Annotated in this window: 18 protein-coding genes and 1 pseudogene; 4 read left to right on the forward strand and 15 right to left on the reverse strand. The window is 47.1% G+C overall.

Annotation, left to right across the window (positions count from 1 at the left end; genetic code table 11):
- Positions 1-361 precede the first annotated feature (361 nt).
- From MiSe_RS19085 to MiSe_RS19110, 6 genes are all read right to left on the reverse strand, one after another.
- A complete protein-coding gene (locus MiSe_RS19085) occupies positions 362-1,675 on the reverse strand; it encodes a hypothetical protein (RefSeq protein ID WP_226583660.1) in 1,314 nt (437 codons plus the stop codon).
- A 1-nt stretch (position 1,676) separates the two neighbouring features.
- Positions 1,677-2,216 (reverse strand): HMA2 domain-containing protein, encoded by a 540-nt coding sequence (locus MiSe_RS19090; protein ID WP_226583669.1) that lies wholly within the window; start codon positions 2,214-2,216, stop codon positions 1,677-1,679.
- A gap of 328 nt (positions 2,217-2,544) precedes the next feature.
- Complete coding sequence (locus MiSe_RS19095) at positions 2,545-2,838, reverse strand: DUF5132 domain-containing protein (protein ID WP_226583670.1); 294 nt, start codon at positions 2,836-2,838, stop codon at positions 2,545-2,547.
- Positions 2,839-2,952: 114 nt separating this feature from the next.
- Positions 2,953-5,256, reverse strand: coding sequence for a heavy metal translocating P-type ATPase (locus MiSe_RS19100; RefSeq protein ID WP_226583672.1), 2,304 nt, complete (start codon positions 5,254-5,256; stop codon positions 2,953-2,955).
- A gap of 7 nt (positions 5,257-5,263) precedes the next feature.
- Positions 5,264-6,082: a hypothetical protein gene (locus MiSe_RS19105; RefSeq protein ID WP_226583674.1), complete on the reverse strand. Its 819-nt coding sequence runs from the start codon at positions 6,080-6,082 to the stop codon at positions 5,264-5,266.
- A gap of 37 nt (positions 6,083-6,119) precedes the next feature.
- Positions 6,120-7,130 (reverse strand): HMA2 domain-containing protein, encoded by a 1,011-nt coding sequence (locus MiSe_RS19110; RefSeq protein ID WP_226583676.1) that lies wholly within the window; start codon positions 7,128-7,130, stop codon positions 6,120-6,122.
- 720 nt (positions 7,131-7,850) lie between these two features.
- Between MiSe_RS19110 and MiSe_RS19115 the strand changes: the two genes are divergently transcribed.
- Positions 7,851-8,174: a 2Fe-2S iron-sulfur cluster-binding protein gene (locus tag MiSe_RS19115; RefSeq protein ID WP_226583678.1), complete on the forward strand. Its 324-nt coding sequence runs from the start codon at positions 7,851-7,853 to the stop codon at positions 8,172-8,174.
- Between the two features lie 46 nt (positions 8,175-8,220).
- Positions 8,221-8,613: a nuclear transport factor 2 family protein gene (locus tag MiSe_RS19120; protein ID WP_226583680.1), complete on the forward strand. Its 393-nt coding sequence runs from the start codon at positions 8,221-8,223 to the stop codon at positions 8,611-8,613.
- A gap of 133 nt (positions 8,614-8,746) precedes the next feature.
- Here the strand turns inward: MiSe_RS19120 and MiSe_RS19125 are convergent, their stop codons facing one another.
- A complete protein-coding gene (locus MiSe_RS19125) occupies positions 8,747-9,697 on the reverse strand; it encodes an adenylate/guanylate cyclase domain-containing protein (RefSeq protein ID WP_226583701.1) in 951 nt (316 codons plus the stop codon).
- A 273-nt stretch (positions 9,698-9,970) separates the two neighbouring features.
- On the opposite strand from MiSe_RS19125, the gene MiSe_RS19130 reads away from it, so the two are divergent.
- The gene (locus MiSe_RS19130) at positions 9,971-11,455 is read left to right on the forward strand and encodes a TldD/PmbA family protein (protein WP_226583703.1); all 1,485 of its coding nucleotides are present in this window, start codon (positions 9,971-9,973) and stop codon (positions 11,453-11,455) included.
- Positions 11,456-11,562: 107 nt separating this feature from the next.
- Positions 11,563-12,903, forward strand: coding sequence for a TldD/PmbA family protein (locus tag MiSe_RS19135; protein WP_226583705.1), 1,341 nt, complete (start codon positions 11,563-11,565; stop codon positions 12,901-12,903).
- 110 nt (positions 12,904-13,013) lie between these two features.
- Here MiSe_RS19135 and MiSe_RS19140 read toward each other — a convergent pair whose 3' ends face one another.
- The 8 genes and pseudogenes from MiSe_RS19140 to MiSe_RS19175 all read right to left on the reverse strand — a co-directional run.
- Positions 13,014-13,205 carry a DUF2949 domain-containing protein gene (locus MiSe_RS19140; RefSeq protein ID WP_226583707.1) on the reverse strand — a complete coding sequence of 64 codons (192 nt, stop codon included), beginning with the start codon at positions 13,203-13,205 and terminating at the stop codon, positions 13,014-13,016.
- Between the two features lie 245 nt (positions 13,206-13,450).
- Positions 13,451-14,887, reverse strand: a complete 1,437-nt coding sequence (locus MiSe_RS19145; RefSeq protein ID WP_226583710.1) for a polysaccharide deacetylase family protein — start codon at positions 14,885-14,887, stop codon at positions 13,451-13,453.
- A 379-nt stretch (positions 14,888-15,266) separates the two neighbouring features.
- Entirely contained in the window at positions 15,267-16,280 is a 1,014-nt protein-coding gene (locus MiSe_RS19150; protein ID WP_226583713.1) for a S66 peptidase family protein, read from the reverse strand.
- 19 nt (positions 16,281-16,299) lie between these two features.
- On the reverse strand, positions 16,300-16,548 hold the full coding sequence (locus MiSe_RS19155; RefSeq protein ID WP_226583717.1) for a hypothetical protein: 249 nt from the start codon (positions 16,546-16,548) through the stop codon (positions 16,300-16,302).
- Positions 16,549-16,633: 85 nt separating this feature from the next.
- A complete protein-coding gene (locus MiSe_RS19160) occupies positions 16,634-16,936 on the reverse strand; it encodes a hypothetical protein (RefSeq protein WP_226583719.1) in 303 nt (100 codons plus the stop codon).
- A gap of 63 nt (positions 16,937-16,999) precedes the next feature.
- A complete protein-coding gene (locus MiSe_RS19165) occupies positions 17,000-18,202 on the reverse strand; it encodes an RNA-guided endonuclease InsQ/TnpB family protein (RefSeq protein WP_226583721.1) in 1,203 nt (400 codons plus the stop codon).
- Positions 18,203-18,217: 15 nt separating this feature from the next.
- Positions 18,218-18,364, reverse strand: a complete 147-nt coding sequence (locus MiSe_RS19170; protein ID WP_226583724.1) for a hypothetical protein — start codon at positions 18,362-18,364, stop codon at positions 18,218-18,220.
- A 49-nt stretch (positions 18,365-18,413) separates the two neighbouring features.
- A pseudogene (locus MiSe_RS19175) lies at positions 18,414-18,833 on the reverse strand (ferritin-like domain-containing protein); the annotation flags it as partial.
- Between the last annotated feature and the right edge of the window lie 98 nt (positions 18,834-18,931).

Genomic DNA, 18,931 nt, shown 5'->3' on the forward strand with positions numbered 1-18,931 from the left:
GCCGTGCTGAATTAGAAGTAGGGGCACGGCGGGCGAGATATCTCCCAAAAACAGATAACCTTAATCATGCCGTGCTGAATTAGAAGTAGGGGCACGGCGGGCGAGATATCTCCCAAAAACAGATAACCTTAATCATGCCGTGCTGAATTAGAAGTAGGGGCACGGCGGGCGAGATATCTCCCAAAAACAGATAACCTTAATCATGCCGTGCTGAATTAGAAGTAGGGGCACGGCGGGCGAGATATCTCCCAAAAACAGATAACCTTAATCATGCCGTGCCCCTACGCTATCTTTAAATTTTAAATAAAAATAGGGCGGGCAATACGTCCCACCCCACAATAATTTCAGTTAGTTGTTTCGATTAAATGGCGTTGGGTGCATCTCTGGGATGAACTTCAAACCATTCAACCGATGATAAACGACTAACAATCTTGGCGATACATTGCTTCAACCGAGAGTAAAATTTTGCTACGGCTGGAGCTAATATCGATGGTTCTTCTGACCTTAGTTCGTTTGAGGTTGTGGTTTCGTTGTCTGATGACTGGGTTTCTTCAGTAATATCGCTGATTTGTTCAGTAACTTCGGATACTTGTGGTTCTGTAGGTGAGTCAGCGATCGCATTCCCTTCCTCGCTAGTCTCTTCCGCCACCAAATCTTCAGTAACTTCTGGAGTCGGCAATACAGCTTCTTCCCCAGCATCCTGCTCTGCAAGCGTTGAGGAAGCGTCTATCTCTTCTGCCTTTGTTGGCGGTGGTGGCGTTGGTATAAATGGTGCCATTACACTTGGCACGGCGACCTCGCCAGCGGCTTGAATTAAATTCGCCACGCGGGCAACTGCACCCTTAGTATCTTTGTTCGCACCTGCGACGTAGGTAAAGGTGACAGAAGCTGCTTTGCGGTTGATTTTCAAACTTGTAACCCAAGGATCTTCTTGTGCTAAAAGTTCGAGGCGACGCGCATACTCGGAATCCGTAGCAACTCGCTCGACGTGGAAGCGCAACCTGCCGGGAATGGCGTGGGCGAGGCGGTAAGCGATCGCATTTCCCAAATGTCCATCATTATCGAATTGTAGCGGTTGAGATGCTGCAATTATCTCTGGCCCAATCGAGGGAGGTTCGTCCCCATTTTGATTAACCTTATTTTCAGATTGGGAAACTTTTACTTTTGACTTCCCAACAGTTTCCGCAACTGCCAAAGGCACGATCAAATCTCTTTCCAACTGCTGCATCAGCTTGCGGGTGAAACTTGCCGCTAGCACGTAAACAGGAATTGTCCACAACCCCTGTAATTTCAGCGCCCGGACTATCAGCAATCCCGCCACAATCGGGATAATTGTATTGAGTTGCTCTTGCCAAAAATCACCCGACTGCAAGAATGAAAAATCTTGTTTCGGTTGCTGGGAAGGTAGCGCAGCACTTGCCAAAACACCCCATTGTTGAAGTCGTTCCAACAAACGGGATAAAGACAGGGTAGAGGGATCGAAATTAACCGTCAGACTGCCAGTTTTTGCATTGGCGCTGACATTGCGGATGCCTTCTTGCTGCTGCAATCGTTGCGCCAGGGCATCCAATTGGTCAGACAATAAATATGCATCTGTCTTATCGCCGCCTGTAACGCCAAGACGCACCCGCCCAGGCATTGCATGTAATACTTTTAACCCAGTTTTTCGAGCCATTTTACTGATTCTCCCTGCGCGGTTGCGGCTCGCTGGTATAGTGCAATTTGATAAAGCTATCAAAAGAATACCAGGCTAAAACGTACCAAGGAATAATGTCTAATTGCAGACCTTTAACCAGTAACTGTCGTATCGACAGCGCCCCCAGTGCCAGGGGCATTAATATCCGCAAATCCACCACACCATTTGTTCCTTTTCTCACTCGCCGATTCAGGTCATAAACAGCAGACGTAATATTCGATGCTACCTCGGATCTGCCGCCAGCGATATCGGCGAAAATTACGCCTAAATCTCGCAACATAGCATAAATATCTTCACCACTAAGATGCTCTGTAGCGTGCATGATAGTAATGCTGCCGGTGTGGGTATTTGTCCTCACATCATAAATCCCCAGTTGAGACTTTAACGCTTGGGTAATCGGTTCCAGCGCCTGGGAATTGCGGTGTTGATGCCCCACTTTCAACCGCATCCGCCCTGGGGTAGAACTTACGATGCGGCTTTGAATTGGTGTGGATCTCTTTGCTAGTGCTGTTGCATTCATTGCTGTTGCTTGTCTCTGCCTACTATCTAACTTCAAACTTTAGATTGAACTAATTTTAAATCTGAATTCTTAAATTTCCTAACCATTGAAATAAATTTCAAGCTTAAAGCTCAAACCCGTTAAAACTCTTTCTTACTTCCTTTTTCTTCCTTCGTGTCCTAATTCGCTATCGCGAATCGCTGAGCGCATCCGCGCCGCTGCGCGAACGCTAACGCGCCTTCGCGGTTCAATAAAAAGTATTCTTCCCGCGGGAAACGAGTAAAAACATTTTTCCATGCCGTGCCCAGATTAGAGGCACGGCATCAACCATTTTTACCCCCTACTGACCTTACGTATTCGGGACTTCAGGATGAGAAGTTGTTTCCAGTGCCTTTTGCTCGTCTAGCGCCAGTTCTGACTTAGCTTCGGCTATGATATCGCCGAAAACTTCGCCAGCTTCTGCAAAAGCGCCTTTGCTTTTTTCGTAGGCGACAATTCCGCCTTTAATCACTGTTTTGGCAATTGGTTTGCCAATTTTAGCGACTGCTGGAATCAGTAATGGGGCTAAGAAGATCGCTCCCAAACCCGCTACGATACCGGGTGTCCCCATATCTTCGACTAATTCAATTGGTTTAAATGCCATTGTGTTTCTCCTTACAGTTACAAATCTTTCGAGGGTTGACTGGTGTAGGGGCGGGTTTTACCTACCATTTATGCAATTATCCACAGTTTATTTAAACCCGCCCTCCGTCAATCGTCAGACAAGCGACGACTTTGGCTTCTTTTTCCCGTTCATCAGCGGGCGCAAACCGTTCACCCCAGCGATGACGCTGGTTCCATTATTCACGATGGTTGCGCTTAAGGGGCTGATCCCAACCGCAGCAGCGGCGATTAAGGCAACCAGGTTTGGTGCAATTACGATGCTAGTATTTTGATGGATCAGTCGCATCGCTTGTTTGGCGATCGCCACCGCTTCCACCAAACCCCGCAAATTGTTACTCATCAACACCACATCGGCGGTTTCCCGCGCTACATCCGATCCATCAGCAAACGAAACCGAAGCATCGGCATAAGCTAAGGCGGCAGAGTCGTTAATCCCATCGCCAACAAAGGCAACCGTTCTACCTGCTGCGTGCAACTGTTTAATTACAGCTGCTTTATCTTCTGGAAATGCCTCGGCGTGAGTTTGCGTTGGCGGGATACCCAATTGGGCGGCTACGGCGTTGGCGCGTTGACGGCTATCCCCGGTGAGCATGTGTATTTCCATACCTGCTGCGGTTGCTAGCGCCCGAATCACTTCCGGGGTTTCTTTCCGCAGGGGATCGGTGTATTCCACAATCCCCAAACATTCGCCGTTGCTGGCGACGCAGATCGACGAGACGCCGTTGGTTTTGATTTCTGGATGCTCTGCGTACAGAGTATCTGTACTCACACCGGAAAGGCGCAGGAAGCGATCGCTGCCTACCAACACGATCTGCCCATCTATTTCTGCCCTGACGCCCAGACCCACTTGATACTCCCACTCGCCGCGAGTCAGGTTATTAACGCCTTTATCTTCAGCGTAGCGCACAATCGCCGATGCAACCGGATGAGTTAAACGTTTTTCAGCAGCTGCGGCGAGTTCTAACAACCGCATTTCTGGATTTGCCCAATCTTGCAGCGCCGAAGATACAGTTCTCACCCCAATAACTGCAACATCCCCTTGAGTCAGAGTGCCAGTTTTATCGAACACAACCGCATCGACTTTAGCTAATTGCTCTAAAGCACGTCCGCTGCGGATTAAAATACCCCGTCGCGCGGCATAACTAAGCGCTGCTAATACAGTTGTGGGAACTGAAACCCTTATCCCCGTGGCAAAGTCGAGGGTGAGAACTGAAGCCGCCCGCGCCAAGTTGCGAGTTCCAGCAAACACAATACCGCCTAATAATAAGGTGGGAATTACAGCTTGGTTGGCAACTTTCGCCGCGTAATTTTCAATCTTGGTATCGTGAATCGGTGCTTCTTGCATTAACCGGATGCTTTGTCCCGCCCTAGTATCTGCACCGACTCGTTCTGCCAGAATATAAATTTGGCCTTCCCGCACCAAAGTTGAAGCATAAACTTCTTCCCCAGTTTCTCGCATTACCGGCATCGACTCGCCAGTTAGCTTTTGCTGGTCAATTAATGCTTTCCCTTGCATAATGTGACCGTCAACGGGAATTTGTTCGCCGGGGTAAACAATAACCGTATCGCCCCGCACCACTTCTTTGATGGAAATTTCTTGTTTTTTCCCGTCTCGTTCCACCCAGACAAATTGTCCTAAAGAGTCGAGTAAATCGAGGGTTTGTTTTTTAGAAGCTCGCGCCGTCCGCTCTCGAATTGCTTCGCCAAATTCGACTAAACTCAACATCAGCGCCGGGGTGATAAAGTGACCTTGGCAAGTGGTAATAACAATTGCCGATAAGTCTAAAAAGTCGATATTTAATCGCCGTTCTTGGGTGATGCTTTCCCAGGCGCGTTTTGCCACTGGCAATGCAGTAATTGCAATTGTCCCGGCGATAATTGCAGCCGGAATTGGTAACCCGAATGGCCCGCCCAGGAGTGCTAAAGTTGAAGCGATCGCTGGTAACTTCATCCCCGCCCAGCAGCTGCTCTCCTCTGACGGTTCCGCTTTTGCCAATTTACCCTTTGTATCTTCCGATACAATTGCTGTCGTCGCTAACTGAATCAACCTTTGCAGTTGACTTGCCATTTCTCCATCCGAAACTCCTTTTGTTTCGTATGTGAATGCCACCGAAGCCGCTGCGCGGTTTATCCGTGTCGTTTTTATGCGAGTATCTAATGCGACTAAACTTTCCAACCGTTGGGCATAATCTGCATCGTAACCGAGTCGAGGGACTCGAAACCGCACCCGTCCTTTGACTGCATGGATAACTCTACAGGCTATTTCTTGCTTAGCCAGGGCATAAGTTTTCCCCTTACCATGCCCATTTTTGTGACCGTTAGCCAAGCCATTTCCTGTCGCCGAATGTACGGCAACTGGTGGCGGATGCAGTGTCATGACCTGAGAAGTTTCTTCCATTTTTCCCTCAAATTAAAACGTGAAGTTTGCGAAGTTTAACAATCCGGGAAGCTTTAGCACCGCCATAAAGCGGTTTTCCAGTTTGACTTTTGAGCAAACAGCAACTTGATGGAATTTCAGCTTTTCGCACTTCCAACGAACAAGCAAGAATAATCAACTTAGCAATCGGCTCAAGTAAATTTTGTTCTGAACTTTGTGTGTCACCAGATATTACCAAACCCGGCAATATTTCCCCCTCATTCTCCAGCCCGCGCCAGCGCGCTTCGCCTGTATAGCCCCACCCTTCAGGGTGAGGGCAGCGATCGCCGCCATTCTCCAGCCCGCGCCGGCGGGCTTCGTTTGTGTAGCCCCACCCTTCAGGGTGGGTGTGGTTTTGGTATGAGACAGAGAAAATCTCCCCATCTCTCCATTGCACCGTTTCTCCTTTGGGCCGTTGACTCAGCCAATCTTTCTCAATATATTTCCCAGCAGACTGAATCAAACTAACAAGATCGGATATTTCCAATCGGTGATAATTAAACGCCACCGATGCTGCGTTGCGGTTAATCCGCACGCCGGTAATGTTGCTGTCGGAATCAGCCAACATTTGCAAGCGATGGGCATATTCTGCATCGCGGACAAGCTTTGATACCCGAAACCGAACTCTTCCGGGAATTGCATGGACAACGCTGTAAGCTACTTGCTCGCGCAGTGCAACTTGGCGTTTAGTCCCCGCCTTTGGCGTCAGTGTCTTGCTCCAAGCACGCCACAACCATAAAAGCGCTTGCCAAAAGGACTCCAGAATTGGTTGTGTCTGTTTTGTTGGATGAATCTTCGATTCTAGCATAGCTTGGCCTCCCATGCAAGAAGCTGACTCAAGCTTGTTAGTAAAGGTGAGCCATGAAGTTCAAAATTAATGCTAGTGCTGGCGGCTTCAACCCAGTTAAATAGGTAATTTTTGGCGGCTGATTGGGCAGTTGGGCTTTTAGGCTCTTGGGCAGGTGAGATTTTGCGGTTACACGCGGCTGAAGGGTTTGGCTGTTGCTGTTTTCTACCACAGCAGTATAAGTCGGCTTAAACGCTTCCCCCGCACGCTGAATTAGCTCGACCAAACGAGAACGTATTTCAGTTTCCGAAACCGCTTTGGCATCGTAGGTGAAAGTAACCGAAGCCGCCGCTCGATTCACGCGGACGCTGGTAATATTGCTATCAGCTTGGGCAAGTTTTTCCAGTCGGCTAGCATAAATACCGTCCTGAAATAGCCGAGACACATTAAACCGCACCCGTCCCCGCACCGCATGAACAACGCTGTAAGCAATCTTTTGAACAGGTGACTGGAGATGGGGAACTGGGATATTCACCTCAGCTCCCACAGGCGAGACGCCTGTGCTACGCTGCTCACCTGCCCACCTGCTCCCGAAGTCCTCTTCCTCAAACTGTTCGATCAGCTGACGAGTTGTACCCGCCGCCAGCAGGTAAACTGGAATCGCTGGTAAGCCTTGAATGCCCAACCCGCCAGTAATCAGCGCCCCGGCAATTAAAGGGATGACCGACTCCAGCTGCGTCGTATCTAGCCAGAACCCATCTGCCCCATCTTCTTGATCTGGAAATTCTGTCGCTGTTGCAACGCCGCATTTTTTCAGCACTGCAAACATCTGCGAATAAGACAGCGTATTTTCATCAAATGTAACGACCAAGCTGCCAGTTTGTATATTCGCGTTGACGTTGCACACGCCCTCTTCTTGTCGCAGTCGTTGTGCGAAGTCTTCGAGTCGCTCTTCCCAATAGTCAGCCAAGAGCAGACTGCTGCCAGATGCACGCAGTCGCACCCGACCAGGCATAGCATGTACAACCTGTAGCCCACTCTCAGTGGACTGTACAGTTACCCCAGTCATTTTTTGTTTTTCTCCTAATTCTTCAGTTCTGTTATCGCGGGTTGATGGTTACTTAACGGCAAATAGTGCCGCTGTTCTCAACATCTCAAACCAACGACGCCACTACTAATACGGATGAAGCGGTAGTGCCAGAACTTTGCATTAGCAGTTTTGGTGAATGGCACCAGCACAGCAATTTTTGACATTAGCGTTGCCCCCCCTTGGTTCCCAACCAGTACTACAAGTTGAAAGCAGCGTCCCATGCTTGGTTGCCGTCTCTATGAGCAATCTCTAACTTATGGTGTAGAAGACATCCTCTGATGACAGCGTTTTTCCCCTCTAATGGCTGATCGTGCCGAGTGCTTTTCCTGGGGCGGCTTGTGGCGGCCTTGGGACTTGCCCTCGTACAGCCGGAGGTTAACAGCAGGTTAAGCTCCTCTTTACGTAAGCTTAACTATAGCACCAATTTTCTTGATGCGTATATCTTGCTGGGAAGATTTATTTTAATTAGCAATTGTATAGTGTAACACAGCAGATCCTGAAACAATTGTGGCTGTAGGCGATCCCAGGCAAGCATAGTGCTGTTGGAGCTATAACAATAGGCGTAAGTTATGGAATATTTCAAAAAAACTTAATATTGGGGCGGGTGGGAGAGCGTGAGCGAGACTTGCTACTCATATCGCATCATAATTATTTATTGAACCAACCCGAAATCCCATATTTTGGTTAACAGTTAGATAAATGGCAGTTTATCAAGTCCGTCTCCTAAATCCTGCAATGGGTCTAGACCGTACAATTGCAGTACCAGACGATCAATATATTCTCGATATGGCAGAAGCAGCTGGTATTCGCTTGCCATCCGGGTGCAAAATCGGCGAGTGTTCCGCCTGTGTAGCCAAGTTAATCGGTGGCGAGGTAGATCAAAGCGAGCAAAAATTTCTTCGTCCTGGAGAAATAGAAGCCGGGTACACCATTACCTGCGTGGCTTATGCTTTATCCGATTGTACGCTATACACCCATCAAGAAAAAATTCTGTATCAATCGTCACTTTATTACAAAAAATAGGATTGTCATTCCGGCAAAATCTAAAATCTAAAATCTGAAATCGAAAATGAACGAGGATAAAACCGCAGTATTAGAAGCGAATAAAGCTTTTTATCGAGCTTTTGAACGAAAAGATATCGAAGCGATGAGCAGCGTTTGGTCGCAAGGAGTTGCGACGATTTGCGTTCATCCTGGATGGCAAGCGCTCAAAGGTTGGAAAGACATTCGCTATTCTTGGGAGCAGATATTTAAGAATACAAATTACATCGAAGTTGAACTAGAAATAGTCGTCGCCGAAGTCAGGGGCGATATTGCTTACGTTTTCCTGGTTGAAAATGTCTTTCAAGTGATTAATGGCAGGAGAGTACAAGCGCAGTCTCTGGCAACAAATATCTTTGAACGCATGGCACAGAAGTGGTATTTAGTTAATCACCACGCCAGTCCCGTGATGCGATCTTGAGGCAGAAACCCCTGGGGAGGCAGAGCCTCCCCCATCTCGTTCCCAGGCACTTGCCTGGGAACGAGATCGCCTGGGAACGAGAGCAACGAGGCTCTGCCTCGTCTGGCGACTGGTGCAAGATCTGAGTTAAAATTTACTGGAAAAACCGATCTAGATCGGCGAACAAACCCGCGTAAGTAACTACGGGATTGTTGTAGCCTTTGAGATTAACGGTATATTGCTGAAAAATAGATTCAAGGTTGTTTAACATCGATAAATATTTGTAAGTGCTTTCGGCTAAAGCTAAGTCGCAACCAATTTCTTGAGTGGCAGAACCAAGATGAAAAGCGGCATTCAATGTAGGTTCTAAAGATAAGTAGTAGAGGCGTTCGCCCATCCTCATATTATCAACGAGTCCATACCCCGTATTAATTCCTGCCCCGATGCTTAACGGGAAAGGTAAAAACTCTCGATTTAACTCGATTGTACGTTTGTTGATGGCGCTGATGGCTTGAAAGACCTGGAGAATATCTACATTATTGAACCCATGATAGCGATGAAACCAGATAGCTTTGATAACTCCGACATTGCCGCCGACATTTTTGTCTACTAAGCCACCCAAGGAGGTAATAATATTCGTGATCTCTCGATACCAAGTGTCGAGGGAGGGGGCGAGGATTTGTTTGTCTATTTGCTGAGTTAATAACGTTAAATTGCGCAGATCGACAACCATTACCGAGGCTAGACGCCAAACGAACCGCGTCCCGATTTGGGTATTGCTGGTATCCTGTGTTGATGTTCCATCTAGCACGAGGTTTGTACTGAGGCAGCAGAAGGCTAGATTAGTATTGCCAAATTTTATCCGATCCCCATGGCGTAACCTGAGAGGAACAATCACCCTACACCCATTGACAAACGAACCATTTCTACTAATTAAATCGAGCAAATAAAAGCCGCCCTCCTCGTTACACTGTAATACTGCATGATGGCGGGAGATTAACCGATCTGGCAAGATCAAATTGTTATCCCCACTCCGCCCAATTGACCAGCTAGTACCGCCTACCAAGGGTAGGCAGCAATAACCGTTTGAGATTTGGATTACCAAAAATGGTTGGTTGAATAATTCGGGAGGTAGCACGCTGTAACGGGCAGGTAAAGTTATCTCTAATTTAGGAGAGTTTTAGCGGTTTGTTGGCGTGGAGATGCACTCATTGGGTGGGGGGAAACCAGGGAGACTTGGCTACTTTAACAACCAATCCGTAATTTGCCCAGATTATAGCTTAGGCTGCCAAGTCATTCTCCGGCAAGGCTTTAATGATTTGTTAAACTATATAAGCGTGAGAAAAGTCAATCAACCCAAGAGCAAGGACGCCCACCGATGACGCTCTCTACTTATTCGAGTACTCTCCTTCTGTCTCAGCAACTGCCGACGCTGCAATATAGCCCTACACCCGCCCGCTTCGATGAAACTTGGGAAGCTCCCTTAGCTACCCTGCTGGGATTGGGACGTGCCGCCGGTGCAGACTTGATCGAATTTTTCTTAGAGCGCGTCAACTATATTAGCTGCCTCGCAGAAGACGACGCCATTACCAGCATCGCCCCCCGCCTGACCACGGGCGCAGGGGTGCGCGTGTTTCGCGGACAAGCTGATTGCTACGTCAGCACCAACGATTTATCATTTTCTGGATTAAAATCAGCCTTAGAAAAAGGTCTTTCGATTCTGGGATTGCAACTCCCCGCACCCAACGCCTATATCCCGGAAATTAACCTGGAACTGCTGCGAGACTACGCTACAAAAAAAGGAAAAGATACTTGGCTAGCCTCATGCAGTTCGATGCGGGAAATGGGAGAAATTCTGCTCGCTGGGAATGACAAGCTGAAGCAAAAAGCCTCCCACGTGCAATCCCGACGCGCCACCTATTTTAGAGATTGGCAAGAAGTGTTAGTCGCCGCCAGCGACGGGACTTTTGCCCGCGATATCCGCCTGACTCAATCGGTAGGATACAACTTGTTGTGCGCTGACGGGGCAAATCGTTCCTCGATCGCCGAACGTGCTGGAAATACTAGCGATGCTAATTTCTTGAGAAATTGGAATTACGAAGGCGCTGCGGAACAAGTAGCAGAATCAGCCGGAAAAATGCTCTACGCCGATTACGTAGAATCGGGAACTTACCCGATTATCATGGCGAATCACTTTGGCGGGGTAATTTTCCACGAAGCTTGCGGACACTTGTTAGAAACAACTCAAATTGAACGGAAAACGACTCCCTTTGCCGAGAAAAAAGGCGAAAAGATTGCCCACGAAAGTTTAACCGCTTGGGACGAAGGACGCTCGGAGAATGCTTTCGGCACCGTCGATATGGACGATGAAGGAATGCCGACTCAAAGAACTTTATTGATTGAAAAAGGCGTGCTGAAAAACTTCTTAGCAGACCGAGCAGGTTCGTTGCGTACCGGACATCCCAGAACAGGTAGCGGTCGCCGTCAGAATTATACCTTTGCTGCGGCGTCGCGGATGCGAAATACTTACATCGCTCCCGGAGATTATACCCTGGAAGATTTATTCGCCTCCGTCGATAAAGGAATTTACTGCAAAAAGATGGGCGGCGGTAGCGTGGGTGCTACGGGGCAATTTAACTTCGGAGTTGATGAAGCTTATCTGATTGAAAATGGCAAGATTACCAAACCGTTAAAAGGAGCCATTCTCATCGGCGAAGCAAAGGAAATCATGAATAAGATTTCGATGTGTTCCCAAGATTTATCCCTCGCACCCGGTTTCTGCGGCTCGGTCAGCGGTAATATTTACACAACTGTTGGACAGCCGCATATTAAGGTGGATTCAATTACCGTAGGTGGACGGTAATAGGTAATGGGTAATAGGTAATAGGTAATAGGTAAGAGGTATTTTCTGCTCAATTACCAATTACCAATTACCAATGAGCAATGAGCAATTAGCAATTAGCAAAATCTATGTCGAGTCTCAACGAAATTGCATCTGAAGCCAAGGAAAAAGCCGCGCAACTGGGTATCAAGAAATTCGATATCTATGGATCGAGTGTCGATGAAACTAGCGTGCAAGTAGATCGGGGGGAACCGAAGCAGGTTAAGGCTTCCCAGCGTTCTGGGGTGACGGTTCGAGTTTGGAATGAAAATAATACTGTAGGCATTACCAGCACGACAGATGTAGATGCCAATGGATTGGAATTAGCTTTAAAAACTGCCTACGAGGCAAGTTTTTTTGGTGCGAAGGAACACGTACCCGATTTTAGTCCGGAAGCTTTTGCTACCGTGGCAGATATACCCAATGAGAAAGCACCGCAAGCGCCAGTTTCTAACTTAATCGAAAGCTTGATATCGGTTGAGAAGCAACTCATGGAAGCGCATCCGGCGATTAAAGGCGTGCCTTATAACGGACTGTCGCAACGGGATATTGACAAGTTTTATCTCAATAGCGAAGGCGCGCTGCGAAACGAATCTCGCTCCTATGCTTCGATCTATCTTTACAGCAAAACTGAGGAAGAAGGAAGAAAACCTCGCAGTGCTGGTGCTGTGAGAATGAACCGCAGCGTCGAGCTTTTAGATATTGATGGATGTCTCAAGGAAGCGGCAGAGAAAACTATCTCTCACTTGAATTATGAAAAAGTCAAGTCGGGTAAGTATTGCGTGGTTTTCTCGCCGGAAGCGTTTTTAGATTTGTTGGGTGCTTTTTCTAATCTGTTCAACGCGCAAAGTATTCTGGATAAGCAAAGTCTTTCGACTCCGGAATCTTTGGGAGGGCAAATTGCTTCGCCCCTGCTTTCTGTGTGCGATGATGCTTTGCATTCTGGAAATATTTCGGCAGAAACGTTTGATGGGGAAGGGACGCCAACTCGCCGAGTTTCTCTGGTGGAAAATGGGATTTTAACGGGTTTTCTCCACAGTTCTGGGACGGCGAAACGGTTGAATGCTCAGCCAACGGGACATGCTAATATGGGAGCTAAAGTGACAGTTGGATCGCACTTTTATCACGTATTTCCAGGCAATCCGGCGGAACGGGAGTACAGTCTTGATACAGCTGAAAACATTATTTATGTCGATGACTTGCAAGCACTCCATGCAGGGGTGAAAGCGTTGCAAGGTTCGTTTTCTCTACCGTTTGATGGGTGGATGGTGAGTAACGGTAAGTGGACGAGTATTGATTCGGCGACGGTGGCGGGAGACTTTTTGCAAGTCCTGAAGTCGATTGTTTTTGTGGAGAAGGAGGAGAAGGTGACTCCACGGGGTGTGTGTCCGCGAATTTGGGTTGATGGGTTGTCGATTACTGGGGACTGATACGCGCGGATTTTGACGCGGATGCGTGGATTTTTAGTTGAAAACCGGGTTTGTTATGTTTCTAAACAAACCCGGTTTCGTCGAGGGTGGGTTGCGTTCGCTTAACCATCTTATGCTGTTTCTAACCAATCAAATATCAGGTCTAGCTGGGACAAGGTGATCAGTCCGTACTGCCACAGAATAATCGGTAAGGTACTGGTAGAATTTTCACTTTGTCGCATAGCTAGGGATATAGATGTATTGGGGACAGCTAAGTCTTCTTGTAAAAAGTTTATTAATCTGGTCATTTTAATGGTTTCCATTGTTTTATTGGGTCGTTAGTTGGCCCCTCCATAATCGTTATTATTGAGTCTGATCTAAAAAGGTATCTTTGCAGGCGATCGCATCATGTTTTGGATGTGATCTCGATCGCTAGTTTTGACGATCCCATCGCTTTACGGATATTGGGAGCAGATAGTCTCACCCCTTGTGCTTTCACACATCCGGGTGATTACCTATGTTCCGGATGCAGTTATAGAATCGGGATCGGGGAAAATCACGAGAAAAATTAACCAGCCGTCACAGGGGGTGTCACCCCCCGCCGATAGATCTCGCGCGCATAGTCAGTCCAAACCCCTTGTCCCCAGTAACGAAAACAACTGGTTTGCAGCAAGAGATTGTAAAGCAGTGCTTCGCGAGAGCCAGTATTCCTTTTTTCGTGGAATAAAGCGCTGAGTTTATTGATCGGAGTTAAAACATTTTCATATCCTTTTACCCAACTCAAGTGATTTGTCCAAGAAGCCCCATCCATGTGAAAATGGGGATCGGTTTGTTTTAATTGCTCAATCGCATTCTCCACCGCATCGGGGGTACAGTTTTCTTGGGAAACTCGCTGCCAAATTAGGTGTTGCTGGATAGGTTGACAGGCGGGATAATCATCGCTGTTGCAACCCGCAGCTTCGATTAGTTCTAGATATTCGGTTCCCGTCATTCCTACAACGCCAGTGGTTCCCCCACCTTGCGCCATTTCGTGCCAAGCTTGTTTAAATGCGTTGGGAAATTCGTTCATCATCACCCCGCCATTTTCCCCATCGCCAATTTGGGTAACGAGTGGCGGAACTGATGCGTTACCCAATAGTTTGGGAGCATAATTTTTGGCTTCGTAGTAAGGTTGCATTTGTCCGACTAATTTTGTATCCGAACCTTGGGTTTTAATTAGTGCTGTAATACTCAGGGTTTCGCCTTGGGAGTTGCGCGCAATTAAACGATGGGGTAAATATTTTTCAGATAGGGGTAAGCCTTCGATGGTTTCGACGGAGTTTTCTTGCACCATTACCCAGCGATAACCGCATTCTTTGAGTGCTTTAACAAAGGCGAATAAGGTATCGGGGTGATTGGGAAGGTGCATTTCTGGGGGAGAAAATCCTTTGACTCGCGCCAATGCTTCCCAACCAAATATTGCGGCAAAATGATGTTGCCATGCTTGTATTTGCAGTTTGATATCGGGGATGGGAGTAGAAGGGACGACGGAGTGACTCCACATTGTACCTAGCCATTCTACGTAAGGTTGGTAGGCAGGGTCGCATGTAATGCGTTTGAGGTTTTCGAGGATATCCCCGCGTCCCATTTGTCTGAGTCCCCACAAAAGATTGCCGGAATAGTCCAGCATGATGCGGGGGTTGCATCCTTGCGCTACTAATTCGGGGATAAAGTCTGCCATGCGACTATAACACCAAGCGAATGCACCTGCGTTGTGGTTGTCTCCTGCGTGGGGATGTTCAAACATGTATTGCAGGTTGCTAATTAATTCGCCATTTTGTCCGGCGGGGATGGTAGGCTGGTGCATGTGCAACGCGATCGCAAATCCTGCCCGTATTTCGCTTAATCTGAGATTCGTTCTACGTAAAAATACTGGATCGTTTTGTTGCACGACGGATTGCACTTCCTCTTCCCATCCGGAAATATTAGGCAGTCCATCAATAATTTCTGGTAAAACAGGCAACATTGGTTTAGTAGATGATGAGAGATTTTCCATTATTGTTCAGGGTAAATAAGACTTTTTTAACGAACCGCTCCCGACCCAGAGGAAAGAAGAGAGTTTAAAATTGGTTAGATCGCCTTCCTTATTCTATAGTCCGCGCCAGCGGAGTTTGTATGTGTAGACTCACCCTTAAGGGTGAGGTTTAACGTATTTTGAACAGTCAGCGATCGCTTTTTCAAACTACCTGAAATTTACACCATTGTACATCCTCCACTTGGCTCATCCGATCGGTTGATAGGCGAACTGTTGTTAATATTTGTTTATCAAGTTGTATCAATTTATATTAATTGCGGTGAATTGACCATAATTAATTTTTCTCCTCTGCTCCTGAAGTTCCTCTGGATTACTTTACCGCCGCTTCCAGCATTTTAATAGTACCAGCAGTGGCATCAATTTCAACCTCCACGCCAATTGGCAGGGTAAATTTATCCGGAATATGACCGATTGCCGCACCGTACCAGGCAGGAATTCCTAATGGCGAGATGCGCTCTTGCAAGACTTGCATGAGCGTTAGAGATTTATCCGGTTCTTCTGGATCGCATTGTCGGCAATTTCCAAACACAAAGCCGGATATTTGCGGCAATATACCTGCCAACTCTAACTGAGTCAGCATTCGGTCTATCCGGTAAACTTCTTCTCTAATATCTTCTAAGAATAAGATGTTATGTTGCCATTTTGGCAGGTAAGAAGATCCGACCATTGCCGCTAAGACGGATAAATTCCCCCCGACTAATTTTCCCCTAGCTGTTCCGCCTCTAATCGTTTCCACCCTCAGATCGGTGTTGGTGGGATTTTGCATTGTTACCGCTTCGCCGTTGAATAAAATGCGCCGCAGGTAATCTAGGGAAAATTCATTCCAAGTGGAAGTGCCGGTGAGTCCGTGAAAAGTAATTACATTAGTTTTGGCATAAATTGCTAAGAGTAAAGCGGTGATATCGCTTAACCCCATGATAATTTTGGGATGATTGCGGATGAGTTTGTAATTTAATAATGGTAATATGCGATTGCATCCCCAACCGCCTCGCACTGCTAGAATCGCTTGCACTGATTTATCGGCAAACATAGAGTTTACATCTGCGGCGCGATCGCTATCTTTTCCTGCTAGATAACCATACCGATCTAGCAGGTGGTTTCCTAATTTGACTTGCCATCCCAAAGTTGCTAACTTTTGCGTTATTGGCTCGATACTTTCTGGATCTACAATACCGGCAGGGGCGATTAATCCTATCGTATCCCCTGGTTTTAAACAAGGTGGTTTTATGCGGCTGCGAGATGCATATGCCCGTGCTATCGGTAACTGGGAGGCTACTGCTGCTACTGCCAATGTTTTGATAAATTTACGGCGTTTAATGGTCAATAGTTTTAGATTTTGGTGTTTATTGGTGCGGTTGAAAACTTATATCATGTCCGTTGAATTGCCCATACACACTACCGCATCGTTGCGTAGGGGCACGGCTAACTTTAAAGTTATCTGTTTCTGCAAAGTATCTATGATGTTCCCTACTCCCAATCATGGGTAATCGACCGGACATGGTATTATTCATATCTTGCACTTTTGCACTAACCCGCCCGGAAATCAATTTCCAAGGCGAGCAGCTTAAGTCCATTGAAATGGACTCAAACATATTTCAATCCTCTTTAGAGGATTTTAGCTAAAAGCCCTTGGAAATCTCAGCCTGATGCAGAAACCCGGTTTCTCACCCCGAAATTCTAGGCGATAGCTAACTGAGATTCTGCCACATCAACATCGGGTAAATCTGTCGGTGCGCCTTCTTGTACCATTGAGGGGATTTTTCCACCTTTTTGAAATAAATTACTCGCCATCGCTATCAAAGCATTTACTTTGCGCTGTCGCCATTCTTGGACTATTTCATAGGCATCAGTATGGGAGAGACGCCGCTGAAGTCCTTCGTAAAGATAAGCAGCGTGACGGGTTTCATCGTTAGCGATACTCAAAATACCCTGTTTGAGGTTTTTGCTGTTGGGATCGTCTTCTGGTAACACCTTCGCCATGCGGGCAAAATCTTTGCCCGCATCGAGTTGTGAACTACCTACACTGCCCTAACGGGTCTGCCATCAGGGTAGGTTTTGGCTTCCCAATTCAACAGCAACTGCCTCTGCGATCGTGGACTTGCGTCCAAACCGTTTTGGTCTTACATTGCCTCCTTGGGCAGTAGCGCTGGTTCCCAACGCCAGTATCCGCAAGCCTTCATTTCTGATGTTAATTGCTGCATTCACGTCTCTGTCATGATGCGCTTGACAGTGGGGACAGAAGAACGATCGCACTGAGAGATCCATCTTTGGAATAGGTAGCAGGGTTACATTGCAGAGATGAGATGAAGGAAAAAATCTCCCAATTTCCAGGTAGATTTTTCCTAACGACTCTGCGTACTTGAGCATGGTCTGAAACATCCCCCAACCAGCGTCAGAGATCGACTTTGCTAGGTTATGGTTCTTCACCATGTTTTTAACTGCTAGATCTTCCACCACAATCACTTGGTTCTCGTTCACTATCTTGCGGGATAGTTTGTGTAGGAAGTCCTCTCTCACTCTTGAGATTTTGTCATGCACTTTCGCCAGCGCTAGTTTGGCTTTACGGCGTTTATTTGTGGTCTTGTCTTTCTTGCGAGATAACTTACGCTGTTTGCGTTTCAGGTTGCGTGAGTGTTTCTTGAGATGCTTTGGATTTTTGAACTTAGAACCGTCAGAAGTCACAGCAAAATCAATCAAGCCTAAGTCAATCCCAATTGCTTTACCGTCGCTGCTTGATTCAGGTTTTTCTATACCATCATCCAGTAGCAGAGAAGCATAATACCTACCATCAGGCATTCTCGATAAGGTAACAGTCTTCAGTTTCCCAACACAGTCACGATGAATCTTGGCTTGCACTGTTCCAAGCGAGCCTGGGAACTTTATCTCGTAATTGTTCAAAATTTTGACATTTGCGGGATACTGAATCGACTGCCTTCCATGTCGATTTTTGCATGTGGGATAGCCTGTACGACCATCAAAGAAGTTACCAAAAGCAGCTCCCAGATTCAAAACAGATTGCTGCAAGCATTGGGAATAGCATTGGGAGAGCCATTCATGCTCTTGCTTCCAGATCGGTATCTGTTTCTTCATGTCCATCGCTGAAACACCACGACCTGTCTCTTTATAAGTTTGAGAGATGGTAGCGAGTGACTGATTGAAGACCCAACGTACACAACCAAATGCCTTAGCAAGATGAGCTTGCTGGACATTGGTTGGGTAAATTCGGACTTTGACAGCCTTCAGCATAAGGATTTAGAGCGTTTAAATAACTACTCTAACGCAAGATTGATTACCTGTGGGAAGAGTCGCAAGATAGTCCACTCGCTTAGCAATTAAGGCGCTGTCCCCACTCCCTTTTTCTGCCACGCAGAAATTCAGTTGGGGGACGCGCAAAAATTGCAGAGTCATTCATCCCACGCTGCCCTAACGGGTCAGACATGGGGCTTCTGACGGGTTAAGCTAAAAAGACTATCCAGTCGATGTTTTGGGGTTTTAAGCTTTCCTGGGAGTAGCCGTCAAAGTAGGCTGCAAAGAAGGGACGGCGATCGCGTTGACTTGGTTTCCCTTCCGTGGTACTTTCCGATACCTGCTTGCAATTGATCGCGCGCTTGTTCAACCGCTTGAGTCCGTGGGCGAAAATTAACCCGTGACGCTTCTCGTCGGCGGCGTGGCGAGTGAGTCGATCCGCAAGCCAGGTATCACCTTCGTTTGCGGCTCGATCTCTGAGTGCTTCCAGGAAAGGAACCGAACCCGATTCGGCGAGTTGGTAACCCGCTAATATGTTAGGCCGGGTTAGGGGGTCGCGTAATTGGCGAGCCAGGATGTATGCATTAGCACCTGATCCAAGGAGATGGAGAGAATAAGTTAGCAAGTTCATAAGCGATCAGCTTTCACTTGGTTAGCTGGTTGCCATTGTAGATCGATATTTTGGGTAATGGGTAATCGGTAATAGGTAATGGTAAAATAATTACCAAT

This window comes from Microseira wollei NIES-4236 (assembly GCF_020521235.1).
Classification (GTDB): domain Bacteria; phylum Cyanobacteriota; class Cyanobacteriia; order Cyanobacteriales; family Aerosakkonemataceae; genus Microseira; species Microseira wollei.